14 protein-coding genes and 2 rRNA genes are annotated in these 17,284 nt (G+C 46.9%); 4 read left to right on the top strand and 12 right to left on the bottom strand.

Annotated elements, in window-relative coordinates; all coding sequences use genetic code 11:
* The 11 genes from BS617_RS16605 to BS617_RS16555 all read right to left on the bottom strand — a co-directional run.
* Positions 1-92: ribosomal RNA gene (locus tag BS617_RS16605) — 23S ribosomal RNA — on the bottom strand; the annotation flags it as partial.
* A 266-nt stretch (positions 93-358) separates the two neighbouring features.
* Positions 359-1,899 (bottom strand): 16S ribosomal RNA (locus BS617_RS16600).
* 593 nt (positions 1,900-2,492) lie between these two features.
* Positions 2,493-3,278: a twin-arginine translocase subunit TatC gene (gene tatC, locus BS617_RS16595; protein WP_075174105.1), complete on the bottom strand. Its 786-nt coding sequence runs from the start codon at positions 3,276-3,278 to the stop codon at positions 2,493-2,495.
* The gene (gene tatB / locus BS617_RS16590; protein WP_075174104.1) at positions 3,275-3,619 is read right to left on the bottom strand and encodes a Sec-independent protein translocase protein TatB; all 345 of its coding nucleotides are present in this window, start codon (positions 3,617-3,619) and stop codon (positions 3,275-3,277) included. The genes tatC and tatB overlap by 4 nt, the downstream gene beginning before the upstream one ends.
* Before the next feature lie 14 nt (positions 3,620-3,633).
* On the bottom strand, positions 3,634-3,870 hold the full coding sequence (tatA, locus tag BS617_RS16585) for a Sec-independent protein translocase subunit TatA (protein ID WP_075174103.1): 237 nt from the start codon (positions 3,868-3,870) through the stop codon (positions 3,634-3,636).
* 122 nt (positions 3,871-3,992) lie between these two features.
* Positions 3,993-4,319: a phosphoribosyl-ATP diphosphatase gene (locus BS617_RS16580; protein WP_075174102.1), complete on the bottom strand. Its 327-nt coding sequence runs from the start codon at positions 4,317-4,319 to the stop codon at positions 3,993-3,995.
* Between the two features lie 8 nt (positions 4,320-4,327).
* A complete protein-coding gene (hisI, locus tag BS617_RS16575; protein ID WP_075174101.1) occupies positions 4,328-4,717 on the bottom strand; it encodes a phosphoribosyl-AMP cyclohydrolase in 390 nt (129 codons plus the stop codon).
* Positions 4,718-4,751: 34 nt separating this feature from the next.
* Positions 4,752-6,380, bottom strand: coding sequence for a ubiquinone biosynthesis regulatory protein kinase UbiB (ubiB, locus tag BS617_RS16570; RefSeq protein ID WP_075174100.1), 1,629 nt, complete (start codon positions 6,378-6,380; stop codon positions 4,752-4,754).
* 100 nt (positions 6,381-6,480) lie between these two features.
* On the bottom strand, positions 6,481-8,061 hold the full coding sequence (locus BS617_RS16565) for a GGDEF domain-containing protein (protein ID WP_075174099.1): 1,581 nt from the start codon (positions 8,059-8,061) through the stop codon (positions 6,481-6,483).
* 161 nt (positions 8,062-8,222) lie between these two features.
* Positions 8,223-8,855 carry a thiol:disulfide interchange protein DsbA/DsbL gene (locus BS617_RS16560; RefSeq protein WP_075174098.1) on the bottom strand — a complete coding sequence of 211 codons (633 nt, stop codon included), beginning with the start codon at positions 8,853-8,855 and terminating at the stop codon, positions 8,223-8,225.
* A gap of 137 nt (positions 8,856-8,992) precedes the next feature.
* Positions 8,993-9,595, bottom strand: coding sequence for a c-type cytochrome (locus BS617_RS16555; protein WP_075174097.1), 603 nt, complete (start codon positions 9,593-9,595; stop codon positions 8,993-8,995).
* A gap of 207 nt (positions 9,596-9,802) precedes the next feature.
* Between BS617_RS16555 and yihA the strand changes: the two genes are divergently transcribed.
* The gene (yihA, locus tag BS617_RS16550; RefSeq protein WP_075174096.1) at positions 9,803-10,459 is read left to right on the top strand and encodes a ribosome biogenesis GTP-binding protein YihA/YsxC; all 657 of its coding nucleotides are present in this window, start codon (positions 9,803-9,805) and stop codon (positions 10,457-10,459) included.
* A gap of 190 nt (positions 10,460-10,649) precedes the next feature.
* Here yihA and polA read toward each other — a convergent pair whose 3' ends face one another.
* Positions 10,650-13,427, bottom strand: coding sequence for a DNA polymerase I (gene polA / locus BS617_RS16545; protein WP_075174095.1), 2,778 nt, complete (start codon positions 13,425-13,427; stop codon positions 10,650-10,652).
* 100 nt (positions 13,428-13,527) lie between these two features.
* Here polA and BS617_RS16540 point away from each other — a divergent pair, with 100 nt between their 5' ends.
* The 3 genes from BS617_RS16540 (at position 13,528) to uvrD (ending at position 17,104) form a co-directional block, all read left to right on the top strand.
* Positions 13,528-13,812 carry a DUF2782 domain-containing protein gene (locus BS617_RS16540; protein WP_075174094.1) on the top strand — a complete coding sequence of 95 codons (285 nt, stop codon included), beginning with the start codon at positions 13,528-13,530 and terminating at the stop codon, positions 13,810-13,812.
* Positions 13,813-13,826: 14 nt separating this feature from the next.
* Positions 13,827-14,807 carry a homoserine kinase gene (locus BS617_RS16535; protein ID WP_075174093.1) on the top strand — a complete coding sequence of 327 codons (981 nt, stop codon included), beginning with the start codon at positions 13,827-13,829 and terminating at the stop codon, positions 14,805-14,807.
* A gap of 86 nt (positions 14,808-14,893) precedes the next feature.
* Positions 14,894-17,104 (top strand): DNA helicase II, encoded by a 2,211-nt coding sequence (gene uvrD, locus BS617_RS16530; RefSeq protein WP_075174092.1) that lies wholly within the window; start codon positions 14,894-14,896, stop codon positions 17,102-17,104.
* Positions 17,105-17,284: the final 180 nt, after the last annotated feature.

The following is a 17,284-nucleotide window of genomic DNA, read 5'->3' as shown; positions in this document are numbered from 1 at the left end:
TTACCACCTTCCCAACGCTTTTCGCAGGTTACCACGTCCTTCATCGCCTCTGACTGCCAAGGCATCCACCGTGCACGCTTTGTCACTTGACCATATAACCCGAAGGCGTCTGTTCAAGAAACATGTTTCTCGTAACGATAAAATTACTTTTACTTGGCGCTTGTTAAAAACAAGACTTTAATTTCATCAAATCCATATTGTTAAAGAGCGTTTAAAGCATGAAGCTTTAAGTGATAGGTACAGCAAGCAGTGCTTGCGATACGTATAACTTAGAACTTGAGGCTTTCTCAAATTCCGCGCTTAACTGTCTCGGTCAGATAATTCGTGTGAACGCTATGCCAGGATTCGGCTAATCGTTTAAGGAGGTGATCCAGCCGCAGGTTCCCCTACGGCTACCTTGTTACGACTTCACCCCAGTCATGAACCACACCGTGGTAAACGTCCCCCCGAAGGTTAGACTATCTACTTCTGGTGCAATCCACTCCCATGGTGTGACGGGCGGTGTGTACAAGGCCCGGGAACGTATTCACCGTGGCATTCTGATCCACGATTACTAGCGATTCCGACTTCATGGAGTCGAGTTGCAGACTCCAATCCGGACTACGATCGGTTTTGTGAGATTGGCTCACCCTCGCAGGTTTGCAGCCCTCTGTACCGACCATTGTAGCACGTGTGTAGCCCTACTCGTAAGGGCCATGATGACTTGACGTCGTCCCCACCTTCCTCCGGTTTGTCACCGGCAGTCTCCTTAGAGTTCCCACCATTATGTGCTGGCAAATAAGGACAAGGGTTGCGCTCGTTACGGGACTTAACCCAACATTTCACAACACGAGCTGACGACAGCCATGCAGCACCTGTCTCAGAGCTCCCGAAGGCACTAAGCTATCTCTAGCGAATTCTCTGGATGTCAAGAGTAGGTAAGGTTCTTCGCGTTGCTTCGAATTAAACCACATGCTCCACCGCTTGTGCGGGCCCCCGTCAATTCATTTGAGTTTTAATCTTGCGACCGTACTCCCCAGGCGGTCAACTTATCGCGTTAGCTGCGCCACTAAAGAATCAAGTTCCCCAACGGCTAGTTGACATCGTTTACGGCGTGGACTACCAGGGTATCTAATCCTGTTTGCTCCCCACGCTTTCGCACCTCAGCGTCAGTATCAGTCCAGGTGGCCGCCTTCGCCACTGATGTTCCTTCCTATATCTACGCATTTCACCGCTACACAGGAAATTCCACCACCCTCTTCTGTACTCTAGCCAAGCAGTATCAGGTGCAATTCCCAGGTTGAGCCCGGGGCTTTCACATCTGACTGACTTAGCCGCCTACGCGCGCTTTACGCCCAGTAATTCCGATTAACGCTCGGACCCTCCGTATTACCGCGGCTGCTGGCACGGAGTTAGCCGGTCCTTCTTCTGATGTTAACGTCACAGATAGCAGTTATTAGCTACTAACCTTTCCTCACATCTGAAAGTGCTTTACAACCCGAAGGCCTTCTTCACACACGCGGCATGGCTGGATCAGGGTTGCCCCCATTGTCCAATATTCCCCACTGCTGCCTCCCGTAGGAGTCTGGGCCGTGTCTCAGTCCCAGTGTGGCTGATCATCCTCTCAGAACAGCTAAAGATCGTCGCCTTGGTAGGCCTTTACCCTACCAACTAGCTAATCTTACGCAGGCTCATCAAATAGCGAAAGGTCCGAAGATCCCCTCCTTTCCCCCGTAGGGCGTATGCGGTATTAATCCAAATTTCTCTGGGCTATCCCCCACTACTCGGTAGATTCCTACGCGTTACTCACCCGTCCGCCGCTCGTCAGCATCTAGCAAGCTAGATCTGTTACCGCTCGACTTGCATGTGTTAGGCCTGCCGCCAGCGTTCAATCTGAGCCATGATCAAACTCTTCAGTTTAATTTTTCGATCGTCTTTGCCGAAGCTTCAACAATCTAAATCTGACTCAGGTTCGCTAACTTCATTACTTCATAAAACGTATGTTTACATGAATTCACTTGGTTGCTTACCTGATAAAGCTTTTGTAGCTTCATCCCAGCAAGCGCCCACACGAATTATCTGACCAATTTGTTAAAGAGCGCTGAACGTTTGATTTGCATCCGACTCGCTACCCGCTTTCGCGTTGTGCCGTCTCGTTCAGTGAGGCGCGTATTTTACCGAACCCCGTGTCGTTGTCAACGTTTATTTTGCATTTTATTTTCGAGTATTTTCAAAAACAAAGCTGAGCAAAACACGCTAACAACTCGTTGTTATTTAATGAACAAAACCATCTAAAAGATCAATTTATTCAACCACTTAAATAACACCGCCTTGCTCTGTTCAAAGCCGCTTTCGCTGCCGTCCTAAGCAAGGAGTGCGCATTCTACAGACACCCCATTTAGAGTCAACCGCTAATTGTTAAAATATCGTGAAAAAGAGGTAAAAAAGGCCAAAAAATAAAGGCGCCCATAAAAGGCGCCTTATATTGATCAATTAACATACAACAGAGAGCATTAAAGCTGCGGTTTAACCGATTCCTCGTCTATTTCTTCATCATTAGACTTAACAAACACTCGAGCCAAAATCAGACCAAGCTCAAACAGCAACCACATAGGCAAGGCTAATAAGCTTTGAGAAATAATATCTGGAGGTGTTAGCAACATACCTACGACGAAACAGCACACTATGACATAAGCGCGCTTACCGGAGAGATCTTTTACGGTTGTTGCTCCTGTCCATATAAGTAGCAGCGTAGCTATTGGTATTTCAAAAACAATACCGAAGGCAAAAAACAGTTTAAGCACGAAGTTTAAATAGCTACTTATGTCTGTCATTACGGCAACGTTTTCTGGACCTACGCTGGTAAAGAAGCCAAATAGAATAGGAAAGACCACATAATAAGCAAACGCAATGCCGGCATAGAACAGGAAGATGCTCGACGCCAGTACAGGTACAGCCAGACGCTTTTCATGCTGATATAGCCCTGGCGCAATAAAAGCCCACATTTGATGCAGTATAAAAGGCATAGCCAAGAATAACGCCAACACTAAGGTCAATTTAAACGGCGCAAAAAACGGTGAGGTTACATCCGTTGCAATCATGCTTGTACCTGGAGGCAACAAGGCCGTTAACGGTGCCGACAGGTATTCATATAAATCATTTGCGAAATAGAATAAACAAAGGAAGATCAGCAAGATAATTCCAAGAGCCCACATTAATCGCTGGCGCAGCTCAACAAGATGCGACACTAATGTCTGCTCTTGCTCCTGATCGTCCATAGTATTATTTGTTTTGTTCATCCGTTGGATTTTTCCGATTGCTCAGAAGGAGGTTCGGGAGTTGCTTTTGTGTTTTCAGGTGCTTTTGTTGCTGTTTGAATATCATTAGATGCATCACTAAACGGCTGACGCATCTCGTTCAATTCTTTATCCAACTTTTCTTTTTCAATAGCCGATGTGCGACGCAGCTCTTCCATGCGTAACTCTTCAGATATCTCTCGCTGGATTCCACCTATGGTGCGTTTGGCACGCCCTACCCACAAACCAAGTGTACGAACCGCCGTAGGAAGTTTTTCAGGGCCAAGCACCACGAGAGCAACCGCAGCAATGACCAACAACTCGGCAAAGCCAATATCAAACATAGTGCGATACCAGCTTATTTTTGTTCAGGAGTGCTTTCTTGCTTCGTTGCTGGCTGTTCTGGTGCAAAGTCAGCATCTTTTTTCTCAATTGATTTATCGCTTTCGGGTTCTTCTTTCATGGCTTTTTTAAAGCCTTTTATTGCCCCGCCAAGATCACCACCAATGTTGCGCAATTTTTTAGTACCGAACAACAACACAATGATGCCAAGAACGATCACTAACTGCCAAATGCTAATTCCACCGAAACCCATGAACCACCTCTTACATTAAATTCTTCGCGTATCGCCTATTTAATCTTACGATACTTATTTATACAGAAAAGTGCTAAATAAAAAACTAGAAAATTCTAGACTAAACAATTAGCTATCTAAAATCAGTTACGCGATGCTTTTTCGTCTAGGCCCGACAACCCAAAACGGCGCGCCAACTCTTCCAGTACCGCTTCCGGTTTTTCGCCCAAGTGAGATAACATGACTAAACTGTGAAACCACAAATCAGCGGTTTCATATATTACATCAGAGTTATCTCCCGAAGCCTGAGCGTCTTTAGCGGCAATTACAGTTTCAAATGACTCTTCTCCTACTTTCTCAAGTATCTTGTTGAGCCCTTTGGCATGCAAACTTGCTACGTAAGAGCTATCCGCTTCTGCCTGCTTGCGCGCCTCTAGAACCTTGCTAAGCTCAGCTAATACATCACTCATATCACAACCTATTTGTTATATATACTATTGGGGTCTTTGAGCACTGGATCTACGGGCTTCCATTCACCTTCGCTAAAGACGCTGTAGAAGCAACTTTCGCGCCCGGTATGGCATGCAATTCCGCCTTTCTGTTCTACCTTCATCAAAATTACATCGTTATCGCAATCTAAACGAAGTTCATGTAACGCCTGAATATGCCCAGACTCCTCCCCTTTGCGCCATAGTTTAGCGCGCGAACGTGACCAATATATGGCACGCTGCTCTTGTGCTGTTAGCTTTAGCGCTTCTTTATTCATCCACGCCATCATTAAAACTTTGCCACTTTGATAATCTTGCGCGATAGCAGGAACTAAACCGTTCTCATCCCACTTCACTTGTTCCAGCCATTTTTCATTCATAATTTTTACTTTACGCTTTAATTAATACACTAAATTACTGTACCAGCAGGAATGCCGCTGCCCCCGCCAAAACCCAGCCAATCAGCCCGACCTCTTCTAGCCACATATGCGACGGCTCGTGACCAAACCATAAGGCTGATACACCTAAGACCGCAGCGAGCAGGTAACGGCGTCGCCGTTTTTGGGATTCGACTTCACGCTTTTCTTGCTCCGCTTCGTAAAACAGTTGCGCCGCATGCTGCTGAGTTTTGAGCTGAGATAGCGTGTCGAATACCAACTGGGGCATTTGAGGCATTTTATCTAGCCAGTCGGGAGCTTGCTGCTTGATCGTCTGATAAGCAGCTTTAGGACCCACTCTATCTTTCATCCAACGTTCAAGAAAAGGCTTACCGGTCTGCCAAAGGTCCAAGTCGGGATACAATTGCCGCCCCAGACCTTCGATATTAAGCAAGGTTTTTTGCAGAAGCACCAATTGCGGCTGTACTTCCATATTAAAGCGGCGTGCAGTTTGAAATAGCCCCAACAAAACCTGCCCAAACGAGATGTCTTTTAACGGCTTATTAAATATTGGCTCACAGACACTGCGAATAGCTGTTTCAAAGGCGGTAACATTAGTATTGGCTGGCACCCACCCAGAATCGATATGCAACTGCGCTACTTGACGATAGTCGCGCGTAAAAAATGCAAGGAAATTACGCGCTAAATATCCTTGATCTTCGGCGGTAAGCGACCCAATAATGCCGAAATCTATTGCTATGTATTTCGGGTTACTAGGGTTATCACGAGAGACAAAAATATTACCTGGATGCATATCCGCATGGAAAAAGCTGTCACGGAACACTTGCGAGAAAAAGATTTCAACGCCCCGCTCCGCCAATAATTTAAGGTCCGTGCCCTGCGCAATTAATTGATCAATCTCGGCGACGGGTATGCCTTGAATTCGCTCCATCACCAATACATGCTGACGAGTCAGGTCCCAATAAATTTCTGGAACATAAAGCAGCTGCGATCCTTCAAAGTTACGCCGCAACTGCGAGCCATTGGCTGCTTCTTTACGCAGATCTAGCTCATCTAATAACGTTTGTTCGTATTCGGATACCACCTCAACAGGACGTAGACGACGTCCTTCATGCCATGCTCGCTGAATAAGGTGAGCAAGGGTGTACAACAAAGCCACATCTTTTTCGATCGTACGGCTTATGCCGGGACGGATAACTTTAACAACGACTTCACTGCCATCATTTAGTACAGCACTGTGTACCTGTGCTACCGAGGCCGACGCTAGAGGCTCAACATCAAATTTTGCGAACAGCTGGGTTACAGACTTCCCTAACGCTTTTTCAATAATGGTTTGTGCCTGATCGCCAGGGAACGGGGGCACATTATCCTGTAAGCGCTTCAATTCATTCGCAATATCGTCAGGTAACAAATCACGCCGTGTTGAAAGCATTTGCCCAAATTTAATAAATACAGGACCTAACGATTCAAGAGCCAGACGTAACCGCACACCGCGAGGCTGCTCGGCTTTAATGAAATAGCGCCATACCATAAGGTACAGAAGCACTCGCAAATACCAAGGCAAGTGCAACTCTTCGAAAAAAGTATCTAATCGATAACGAATAAAGGTATAAGCGATTTTTAAGCTACGAGAAAGGCGTCGCACCAGTGTCATCCTTTGAAGCGGTCTATTAAGCGGTCACAAGTGTGCCCTTTACCGACAACAAGGTAAAGTCTCAGCTGCCATACAGAACTGTAAACACGGCTCAGCCTTGTCGAACACAGTTACGGCCACCACCTTTTGCCCGATATAAAGCGGCATCTGCACGCTCAAATAGCTGATCTAATGTATCGCCTGTTTTTGTTTCTGCCACCCCAAATGACATGGTGATCTGTACGGGTTCGCCGTGAAAATTAAAAGGACTGTTACAGACGGATGCTCGGAGTTTATCTATTGCTCCAGCGGCATCACTAATCGAAGTGGCTGGCAGCAAAATAATAAATTCCTCACCGCCATAACGTGCGATGAAGTCTGCTGCACGTAACGTTTTCGATAAAACACGCGACACAAGCCGTAGTACTTTATCACCCACTAGATGGCCATAATTATCATTGATACTTTTAAAGTGATCTAGGTCGCCTATCGCTATAGAGAAGCCTTGTTCATAACGGCTCCAGCGCTCAAACTCTTTTTTGAGGTGATCATCATACGCAGCGCGATTAGGCAAGCCTGTCAGGGAGTCCGTTCGGGCTTTCATCCGCTCTTCTTCCATGTGCGCTTTTACTCGCCTCGACTCCTCCTCCATCGATTGCATCTGTTGCATCAACTCGTCATGGCGCTGCTGAGATCTAGACTCCCTCTCTTCTTCAGATTTGCGAAACTCGTCCATCGCAAAAACGATACCATCTAATTGGGAAGCCACCGTTACTTTCAAATCATCCAAACTAGTAGACTGATTTACCGCTGTATGAATATTACTGACTTCCTGCCTTACTTGGCTATCTAACGCTTTTTGAGCCTTTCCACTGATGCTCTGATCACTTTGGCTCTCATTTAAAAAGCCCTGCACTGCAGCCAACTGAGAATTTAAGCTAATAAGGTATTGCTCAAAATCTTCATGCGCCGAACTCGTTGAAATTTGCACTAGCTCAATCAACTCAGCCAAAACAGAAACCAACTCGCCAAACGATAACTGGGTACGAATGCGCTTAATCAATAGGGCGACTCGCTGTTTATGGTCCACCGACAAACTCAACGCATCCACCAGCTGAATTAGCTCACTAGCCACGGCCTCAAATTGACTATCAACCGATGCTTCATCTTTTACAACAACATCCTGTGACACATCCGCTGATAAGCTGTCAGCTAGAGGAGATACGACATGCGTAGCGCCGGGCTCTTGAAGGTGGCTCTCTTGCAAAGCTAGCAGAGATGATAAGTACTCAGGCACTTCATACCAATGATCAACAACTTCTGATGCTTTCCGCTCTAGGAGTAAAAAATCAGCTTGCTGCTCCTCATCCGCTACCTTCTTTAGGGATAACAGCCACTGTTTAAGGAACACCAACATCGATTTGGCTGTTTTTTCACGCTCTCGATCTAAGTACCGGACCTGCTTTTCAAGCTCAGCGATTGATTTACGATCAAGGGAATTTGACGCACTGGTTAATGTTTGGCGAATGTGGCTAAGGGCGCTATCTAGCGATTCAGACTGCCCCTGCAGGCCCAAAGTCATATGCGATATAATGAGTCGCATCTGCTCTTCAACTTGGCTGGACTCATACCGCTCGAGCTCTATTGCTGCTTCTTTATATTTATGCTTCCAGTCCGTCTGGTCTTTGCTCACTTCATACACCCCTGTTTTGAGCACTGCGTTCGAGTATTTATAGTAGGTTATAACTCAACCATCTACCACTAAACGACAGGCGTAAAAAAACCGCCATGCGGCGGTTTTTATCGGCTAAATCAAAGGAAAGGCGTGCTCAGCCTTAAATAATCCTCGCAGATTTACTCTTTTGCCATTGCGGCCTGTTCTTTAGCAACCAGAAAATCTACAACATCTAGCATGTTTGCTTGCCCACCAGCAGTGCCAGCAGTGACGCGATACTTACCATTCACCACCATCGAAGGCACACCATCAACCTGATAGCTGCGCACTTTAGAGTCGCCTTGGTTTAGTTTCATATTGACCGCAAAGGAGTTGTACGTTTTTTCAAACTTTTCTTTATCTACACCCAATGAAGCATAAAAATCGGCCATGGCTTCTACAGAGTTCAGTCGCTTACGCTGAATATGGATAGCATCGAACATAGCTTGGTGCGTTTCATCCACTTTATCGAGCAACTCGGCTGTATAGTACGCACGAGCTGGTGCTTCCCAGCTACGACCAAAAACGACAGGCACTCGCTGGAAGTTAATATCATCTTGCTTTTTTTCCCATGTAGATAGCAGCGGCTCAAAGCTATTACAGTGCGGACATGGGTAACCAAACATTTCTGTGACTTCAACCCGGGTCGGATCTGAAGTTTTTACAGCGGTAGGCAGTTCTATGTAATCTTTTCCTGCCACGTAGTCGGCAGCATGCGCCGTAGAAAACGCTAATCCAATTGCCAGTGCGGCTGATGCCAATGACTTCAACATAGGTGTAACTCTCCATCCATCTGTAATACGAAATAATTAGATGGTGTGACAGTAGCAAGTTTGCACAGTTCCGTCACGAGCCTACATAAAAAAGGCAGCCCGAGGCTGCCTTAATTTACAAACGAATCAACCGCCAATTAATACAGGCCTTGCAAATAACTAGACACGGCCTTCATTTCGGTATCATTTAGTTTAGCCGCAATGTCACGCATCATAGATTGCGGATCGTTATTACGTGCACCCGCACGAAAATCTTTTAACTGCTTCTCGCTGTATGCCGCATGCTGTCCACTCAAAGCAGGGTACCCTGCAGCGTTCATACCTTGACCATTAGGCAAGTGACATGCCGTGCAAGCTGGCACACCTTTAGCTGACAAACCTGCTCGGTAAATTTGCTGCCCCAGCTCTAACTGATCTTTGGCAACTTGGCCACCTTGTACCTTTTTAGATGCAAAGTAAGCAGCCATATCTTCAAGATCCTGTTCGGTAAGGCTATCTAAGAGGCCCGTCATTTCAACAATTGGTCGTGCGCCGCTTTTAATATCTTTAAGCTGCTTCACCAAATACGTTTCATTCTGACCAGCCAGTTTTGGGAAGCTGCCAATGGCACTGTTACCATCAGCGTTATGACACGCCGCACAAACAGCTGTTTTCCCTTGCCCTGCAGCTGCGTCTCCCGCTGCATTAGCCAGACCTGTAATTCCCATTGTTAATAACAAGCTGATCAGTATTTTATTCATAGTTAACTTAGACTCTTGTCATTCATTGTTTTTAATAAAAGCAGCTAAATGGTTCATGGCCATTTAATCTTACTAATAATCTTTATTACGCCCAGCTACTAGAGACTCTCTCTGTTACCGAGTAAAATTTGGCCAGATTATAACTTAATAACCACACAAACTGGAACGGTAAATGTGGTTCCACTATAGTGCGGTAACCTAAAGTCTATGCCCGAAGTCAATAAAATTCATTTTAATTCCGCTGAGTTTCTCATTAGCGCCAACAAACTCAATCAGTGCCCAGAAGATTCTGGAGCAGAAGTCGCGTTTGCTGGCCGCTCGAATGCCGGAAAATCCAGTGCGATAAACGCGCTTACGAATAACTCGAAGCTAGCACGCACCTCAAAAACACCGGGACGAACTCAGCTGATTAATTTTTTCCAGCTCAACCAGCCCGATCTACGCCTAGTCGATCTACCAGGTTATGGCTATGCCAAAGTCCCTGTCTCCATGAAAGAGCACTGGCAAAAACATTTAGATCAGTACCTTCAAGAACGTATGTCATTGCGAGGCGTAGTATTAGTCATGGACATTCGCCACCCTATGAAAGAGTTTGATGAGATGATGGTGCGCTGGTGCCAGTCCACGCAAATCCCTCTACATGTGTTACTGACTAAATCAGATAAGCTTAAGCGTGGTCCAGCCCAAGCAGCAATGTTGAGCCTTCGCAAAGGGTTAAAAGAGCGCCTTGGCGATAAAGTAACTGTGCAGACTTTTTCTTCACTGAAAAGAGATGGCGTTGAGACACTGAGCCAACAACTTTCAGAGTGGCTCTCTTCGGAGACAGATGAGGAATTTTCGACCCAAAATGGTGCCGACGAGTAAAAACAGTAGATAAAAATAAGCTCCAGACAAACTCAGAAGGGGGTTGAGTTTTGTCTGGAGCTAAGGCGTCCTCTGCACACACACCCAGTGAACAACTACTGGAAGGGGAACTCAGGGTGGTGTCTCTATTCCGACACTCCATATTTTTAATTAGTTCCCACATTGATCAAAATTTTTACAAATTATTTAATTAATGCGCTTGATCCCAGTTTTCACCCTGCCCAGCCTCAACAATAAGTGGAACCTTTAGTGTGGCAGCCTTCTGCATTTTTTCCACTACCGCTTGCTTAAATTGCTCGACCTGCTCGGTTTTCACCTCGAACACTAATTCATCATGCACCTGCATGATCATACGGGCATCATATTCACCATCTTGCAGCCAACGATCAACTTGCACCATTGCGCGCTTAATAATATCGGCTGCCGAGCCCTGCATCGGCGCATTAATCGCTGTGCGCTCCGCCGCTTGGCGTGCAATGGCATTGCTAGCATTAATAGCCGGCAAGTAGAGGCGACGCCCAAAAACGGTTTCAACATAGCCCTGCGCTTTGGCTTGCTCGCGCGTCTCTTCCATATAATTTTGAACACCTGGATACGTAGCGAAGTAGTATTCGATATATTCTTTCGCTTCATTACGGCCAATACCCAGCTGCTTTGCCAAACCAAAAGCTGACATGCCATAAATCAAACCAAAATTGATCGCTTTGGCGCTTCGGCGTTGATCAATGGTGACCTCCTCAATGGGAGTATTAAAAACTTGGGATGCTGTTGCTTTGTGAACATCTTCACCATGAGAGAACGCGCTCAACAACCCAGCATCGTCAGACAAGTGCGCCATAATACGCAGTTCGATTTGCGAATAGTCTGCCGCTACTATCTGATAACCTTCTGGTGCAACAAATGCCTGACGTATACGACGCCCTTCTGCTGAGCGAATCGGGATATTCTGCAGGTTAGGATCCGTTGATGAAAGACGACCTGTTGCCGTAATCGCTTGATGATAGGATGTATGAATACGTCCAGTGGCCCCATTAATCATGAGAGGCAACTTGTCGGTATATGTCGACTTGAGCTTGCTTAAGCTGCGATGCTCAAGCAACAATTTGGGAAGCGGGTAGTCGAGTGCCAATTCTTGCAGCACCTCTTCTGCGGTTGATGGAACGCCTTTAGGTGTCTTCTTTTTGACCGGTAGCTGCATTTTTTCAAAAAGCACTTCTTGAAGCTGCTTTGTGGATGCCAAATTAAACGGCCCTCCAGCCATTTCATGGGCTTGAGCTTCCAGCTCCTTTAAACGCTCGTCAATCTCAATACTTTGTTTACCCAGTAATGTGGCGTCAACATAGGCACCATTACGCTCAACTTTGGATAACACACTGATCAGCGGTTTTTCAATATCATCAAACACGCTTGCCAGCTTACCTGTCGCCTCTAACTGCGGGCGTAACGCTTGATGTAAACGCAACGTGATGTCTGCATCTTCGGCGGCATACGGCCCAGCCTGTTCTAAATCTATTTGGTTAAAGGTGAGTTGTTTCTTCCCTTTACCGGCAATGTCTTCAAACGATACGGTGCTAACCCCTAAGTATTTCTCTGCCAAACTCCCCATATCATGGCGTGTAGCCGTTGAGTTGAGCACATAGGACTCCAGCATGGTATCAAACTCAACACCTTGTAGATGAATGTCATAACGAGCCAAAACATTCATATCATATTTAATGTGCTGTCCTACTTTTTTCAGGTCCGCATTTTCGAGCAGCGGCTTTAGCTGCGCTAAAACACTATCGCGGTCCAATTGGTCAGGGGCACCAACATAATCATGTGCTACGGGCACATAAGCCGCTTCTCCTGCTGTGATCGCAAACGATACGCCAACTAAGTTAGCAATCATGTAATCTAGATTGTCTGTTTCCGTATCAAAGGCGAACAAATCAGAATCAGCGAGTCGCTCCAGCCACTCGTCCAAACGGGCTTGGTCTGTTATGACTTCGTAATTCAAAACCGCAGGAGCAACAGGTGCTGCCGGCTCACCAGCCCCTGCGGGAGTTGCAGAGGAGGCTCCTGAGTTAAGACCGGGTGCTGTACCACCCTCTTCTATTTCACGCACCCAACTCTTAAACTCAAATTGTTTAAATAATGCGAGTAATTTCTCATTATCAGGTGCAGGATGCTTAATATCCTCCAAAGTAAAATCCAATGGCACATCAAGCTTTATGGTAGCTAGAAGATAAGATAGATCAGCGGCCTCGCGGTTTTCTTCTAGTTTTTTCGCCATGGTTTTGGATCCGCGAAAAGACAGATCAGCAATTTTATCGAGGTTCTCATAGATCTCTTTGATACTGCCAATGCCTTGCAGCAGCGCCAATGCGGTTTTTTCACCTACACCGGGTACGCCCGGGATGTTATCAACCTTATCGCCCATCAACGCCAAAAAGTCGATGATCAAATGCGGCGGTATTCCAAACTTTTCTTCTACGCCGGCAACATCCATCACCGTATTATTCATGGTGTTAATCAAGGTTACATGCTCATTTACCAATTGAGCCATGTCTTTATCGCCTGTCGAAATAAGCGTTTCGCAGCCTTGCTCCGTTGCCATCATGGCCATGGTGCCAATGACATCATCGGCTTCTACATTGTCTTCGACAATGAGCGGCAGCCCCATTGCTCGAATAATGTCGTGGATAGGCTCCACTTGAACACGCAGGTCATCAGGCATCGATGGCCGTTGCGCTTTATACTCAGCAAAAATTTCATCGCGAAACGTTTTGCCTTTCGCATCAAACACAACGGCGATTCGACTTTTGGGGTATTGGTTAATCAAACTACGTAACATGGAGGTAACGACACGCACAGCGCCACTAGGTACGCCATCACTGGTACGAAGATCCGCCTGCTGTGAGGCAAAAAATGCACGGTATAAATAAGAAGAGCCGTCGACTAAAATAAGCGGTGAGGGTTGCTGGGTCATTCGAAATCCGTCTGTTATGTTATCCGGGTGCTTTACACGCTATCGGTACAGGCTCACAATCATAGACAATTAGCGCCTGCCAACCAATGAGAAAGGGACAATGATCAAATATTTAATACTGGCATTATCATTAAGTGTTGCAACTATTACGTCAGCTAACGAATTACCCGGGGCGCCAGAAGGCGGTGAACCAGACATCCGCATTACGTACAAAGATGAAAGCACCTATTACGAATATCGCGTTAATGGCATCCTAAAAGAGATTAAAGTAGTACCCTCGGTAGGTAAGCCCTACTACCTAGTCCCTGCTAAGCAAGGGGGCGGAATGCAGCGCGTGGATAAATCAACGCTCCTAATTCCTAAATGGGTTATTTTTAGCTGGTAAGAGTTGGACGACACGTGGCTGTATATACGCAATTAAGTCAGCAAGATTTCACCCAATTATTGGGACAGTTTCCTTTGGGCACACTTGTGCGCTTTAAAGGCATTGACGGTGGTATCGAAAACACGAACTATTTCGTCACACTGAGCAAAGACGGAAACGAAGCGGAGTATGTACTCACTCTCTTCGAAGAGTTCACTATGGAAGATATGCCTTTCTTTGTTGAGCTAACCACTTGGTTAGCCGAACGAGGCATTGCACTCCCCTCTCCGTTCAAAGATAAACATGGCATCGCCCTTAAGAAAATTCATAATCGCCCCGCTTTGCTACAGCCTAAATTTGAAGGCTCGCACGTTGCTAAAGCTGATCTGACCCCAGCGCACTGCGCCTCTATTGGTGCGCATTTAGCTCGCTTTCATGTGGCAGGAGAAAACTTCTATCTGCGTCGCCAAGCACATCGTGGTGTTTTCTGGTGGCGCCGAGAAAGTCAGAACATCGCTCGCTTCCTCACCGAGGAAGACAATGCACTACTAAAAAGTGAAGTAGCGCTATTTGATGAGCTGCGAGAGCAACCTTGGGGGTTACCTATGGGCGTCGTGCATGGCGATCTGTTTCACGATAACGCCTTATTCATCGGCGATGAAGTATCCGCCATCTTAGATGTTTACAATGCGGCCACCGCTTTTTTACTCTTTGATTTGGCGATTGTTGCAAACGACTGGTGTACTCGCGCCGACGGCAGCGTAGATCCCGAGCGGGAGTCAGCGCTGTTAGCCGCTTACAATCGTGAACGGCCATTTACCGACAACGAACATAAAGCATGGCCACAACTCACACGCACAGCCGCTATGCGCTTTTGGCTATCACGTCTGATCCCTGCCTGCGGTATTGAGCAAGCCAACCGACAAGGAGGCAGTGATATGGTACTAAAAGACCCTGACGAGCTTAAACGTATCCTGCTATATCGTATTGCGAACCCATCACAACTGCCCGGTTAAACCGGGCGGTTTGCTTTATAATCGCCTCTTATTTGTAAACTTCGATACAACTTAACTCACGACTAATAGAAGAAAGTACTGATCTAATGGATGTAACTGCAATTATCGACGGGCTCAACGATGCACAACGCAGCGCCGTCACTGCACCTGTACAAAACCTACTGGTGCTTGCTGGCGCAGGCTCAGGTAAAACGCGTGTATTGGTGCACCGTATCGCTTGGCTGGTACAAACCGAAAATATATCGCCTTACTCCATCATGTCGGTTACCTTCACCAACAAAGCAGCGCGTGAAATGCGCGGTCGTATCGAAGAATTATTAGGCGTAAACCCCGGTGGTATGTGGGTCGGTACTTTCCACGGATTAGCTCATCGAATTTTACGTGCCCACTGGCGCGAAGCGCAGCTCAACGAAAACTTTCAGATTATGGACTCAGACGACCAGCTACGCCTGATCAAACGTCTCTGCAAAGAAATGCAGCTCGATGATACTCGCTGGCCCGCTCGCCAGTTTCAATGGTACATCAATGGTCAAAAAGACGAAGGGCTGCGTAGCCGCCATATCGAACGTACGAATGACGTTTTCGATAAGACCATGATTCGAATGTACGAAGCCTACGAAGACGCTTGCGACCGCGGAGGTATGATCGACTTTGGCGAGTTACTCTTACGCTGCCTTGAACTGTTACGCGACCATAACCCTAAACTCTTAGCCCATTACCAAGAACGCTTTCGCTACATCTTGGTCGATGAGTTTCAAGACACCAACGCGATCCAATACGCATGGTTGCGCTTACTCACCGGTCACGAACGCAAACTCATGGCTGTCGGTGATGACGACCAATCCATCTATGGCTGGCGCGGCGCACGTATCGAAAACATTCAAAACCTCCCAGAGCACTTCCCGGGGGCAGACACCATCCGGCTTGAGCAAAACTACCGCTCTACCAACACCATTCTACAAGCAGCCAACGCTGTCATTGCCAATAACCGAGGCCGTTTAGGCAAACAGCTTTGGACAGAAGGTGCCGATGGAGAAAAGATATCACTCTACGCGGCCTTTAATGAGCAAGACGAATCACGCTTCATTGTTGGTCAAATTCAAAAATGGGTGGATGAAGGAGGGTTGCGTAGCGAATCAGCCATCCTTTACCGCTCCAACGCACAATCCCGCGTATTGGAAGAAGCATTAATCCGCTCAGGCGTGCCTTATCGCATCTATGGAGGCCATCGTTTCTACGATCGTCTAGAAATTAAAAACGCTCTGGCTTACTTACGCTTAGTATCAAACCGCGAAGACGATACAGCTATGGAGCGCGTGATCAACGTTCCCACACGCGGAATTGGCACACGTACCATCGATGTTGTCCGTGAACATGCTCGTGCCGAAAATGTATCAATGTGGCGCGCTGCGAACGAAGTTGTCGAGTATAAAAAACTACCTGCGCGTGCGCTCAACGCCCTGCAAAGTTTTTTAAACTTAATCAACCAAATCGACACAGAAACCACAGGCACTACACTCAACGAAATTACCGACCACGCTATACAGCTCAGCGGTTTAATTGAGCACCACGCAAAAGAAAAAGGCGAGAAAGGCCAATCCCGCGTCGAAAACTTGGAAGAGCTAGTTAACGCCGCTAAACAGTTCAGCGGCCAATGGGAAGCCACCCCAGAAGAAGCTAACGTCAGCGAACTCTCCGCCTTCCTCGACCAAGCCGCTCTTGATGCAGGCGACGCGCAAGCTGACACCAACCAAGACAGCGTACAATTAATGACCTTGCACTCAGCTAAAGGCTTAGAGTTCCCACTCGTCTTCTTGGCTGGCGTGGAAGAAGGCCTTTTTCCACACAGCATGTCTGCCGAAGAACCCGGCCGCATGGAAGAAGAACGCCGCCTCTGCTACGTCGGCATTACACGTGCGATGAAAAAACTATTCATCACCTATGCCGAATCACGCCGCATGCATGGCCAAGACAACTTCAATCGACCATCGCGCTTTATCCAAGAAATTCCTGCTGAATTTATCGAAGAAGTCCGCCTCAACGCCACCGTCAGCCGCCCCATGAGCCAAGGTCGCCCCAGCTACGGACAACGTGATAACAGCATGTTTAACAACGTCCAAGTCGACGACAGCACACCCAAAATTTACTTGGGGCAACGCGTCAAACATCCCATCTTCGGCGAGGGTATTGTCCTCAACTGCGAAGGCGACGGCCCCAAAGCCCGCGTTCAAGTCAACTTTGACGACGAAGGCAGTAAGTGGCTGGTATTGGGATTTGCCAAGCTAGAGGCGTTATAGCCACTTTGCGCAGCCGAGTATCGCAGTGATTGAAAGATAAGACGCTTAATTGTTAAGGCCTTTGGCGAAGCAAAGGTCTTAACCCTACCAATCATGATAAATCCAATATACGCCGAGTCACGCCTCAAAAAAATCCTAAGAAACACCGAATTAACGCAATAATTTACTGCCTTTTACATA

This window comes from Neptunomonas phycophila (assembly GCF_001922575.1).
In the GTDB taxonomy this organism is placed as follows: domain Bacteria; phylum Pseudomonadota; class Gammaproteobacteria; order Pseudomonadales; family Balneatricaceae; genus Neptunomonas; species Neptunomonas phycophila.
This window is presented reverse-complemented; position numbering and strand designations above follow the sequence as displayed.

Bases quoted from the DNA above. Each gene is read 5' to 3' on its own strand.
- uvrD (WP_075174092.1), top strand. From the start codon at position 14,894: ATGGATGTAACTGCAATTATCGACGGGCTCAACGATGCACAACGCAGC.
- tatB (WP_075174104.1), bottom strand. From the start codon at position 3,619: ATGTTTGATATTGGCTTTGCCGAGTTGTTGGTCATTGCTGCGGTTGCT.
- polA (WP_075174095.1), bottom strand. From the start codon at position 13,427: ATGACCCAGCAACCCTCACCGCTTATTTTAGTCGACGGCTCTTCTTAT.
- BS617_RS16560 (WP_075174098.1), bottom strand. From the start codon at position 8,855: ATGTTGAAGTCATTGGCATCAGCCGCACTGGCAATTGGATTAGCGTTT.
- tatA (WP_075174103.1), bottom strand. From the start codon at position 3,870: ATGGGTTTCGGTGGAATTAGCATTTGGCAGTTAGTGATCGTTCTTGGC.
- BS617_RS16540 (WP_075174094.1), top strand. From the start codon at position 13,528: ATGATCAAATATTTAATACTGGCATTATCATTAAGTGTTGCAACTATT.
- tatC (WP_075174105.1), bottom strand. From the start codon at position 3,278: ATGAACAAAACAAATAATACTATGGACGATCAGGAGCAAGAGCAGACA.
- BS617_RS16555 (WP_075174097.1), bottom strand. From the start codon at position 9,595: ATGAATAAAATACTGATCAGCTTGTTATTAACAATGGGAATTACAGGT.
- hisI (WP_075174101.1), bottom strand. From the start codon at position 4,717: ATGAATGAAAAATGGCTGGAACAAGTGAAGTGGGATGAGAACGGTTTA.
- BS617_RS16580 (WP_075174102.1), bottom strand. From the start codon at position 4,319: ATGAGTGATGTATTAGCTGAGCTTAGCAAGGTTCTAGAGGCGCGCAAG.
- yihA (WP_075174096.1), top strand. From the start codon at position 9,803: ATGCCCGAAGTCAATAAAATTCATTTTAATTCCGCTGAGTTTCTCATT.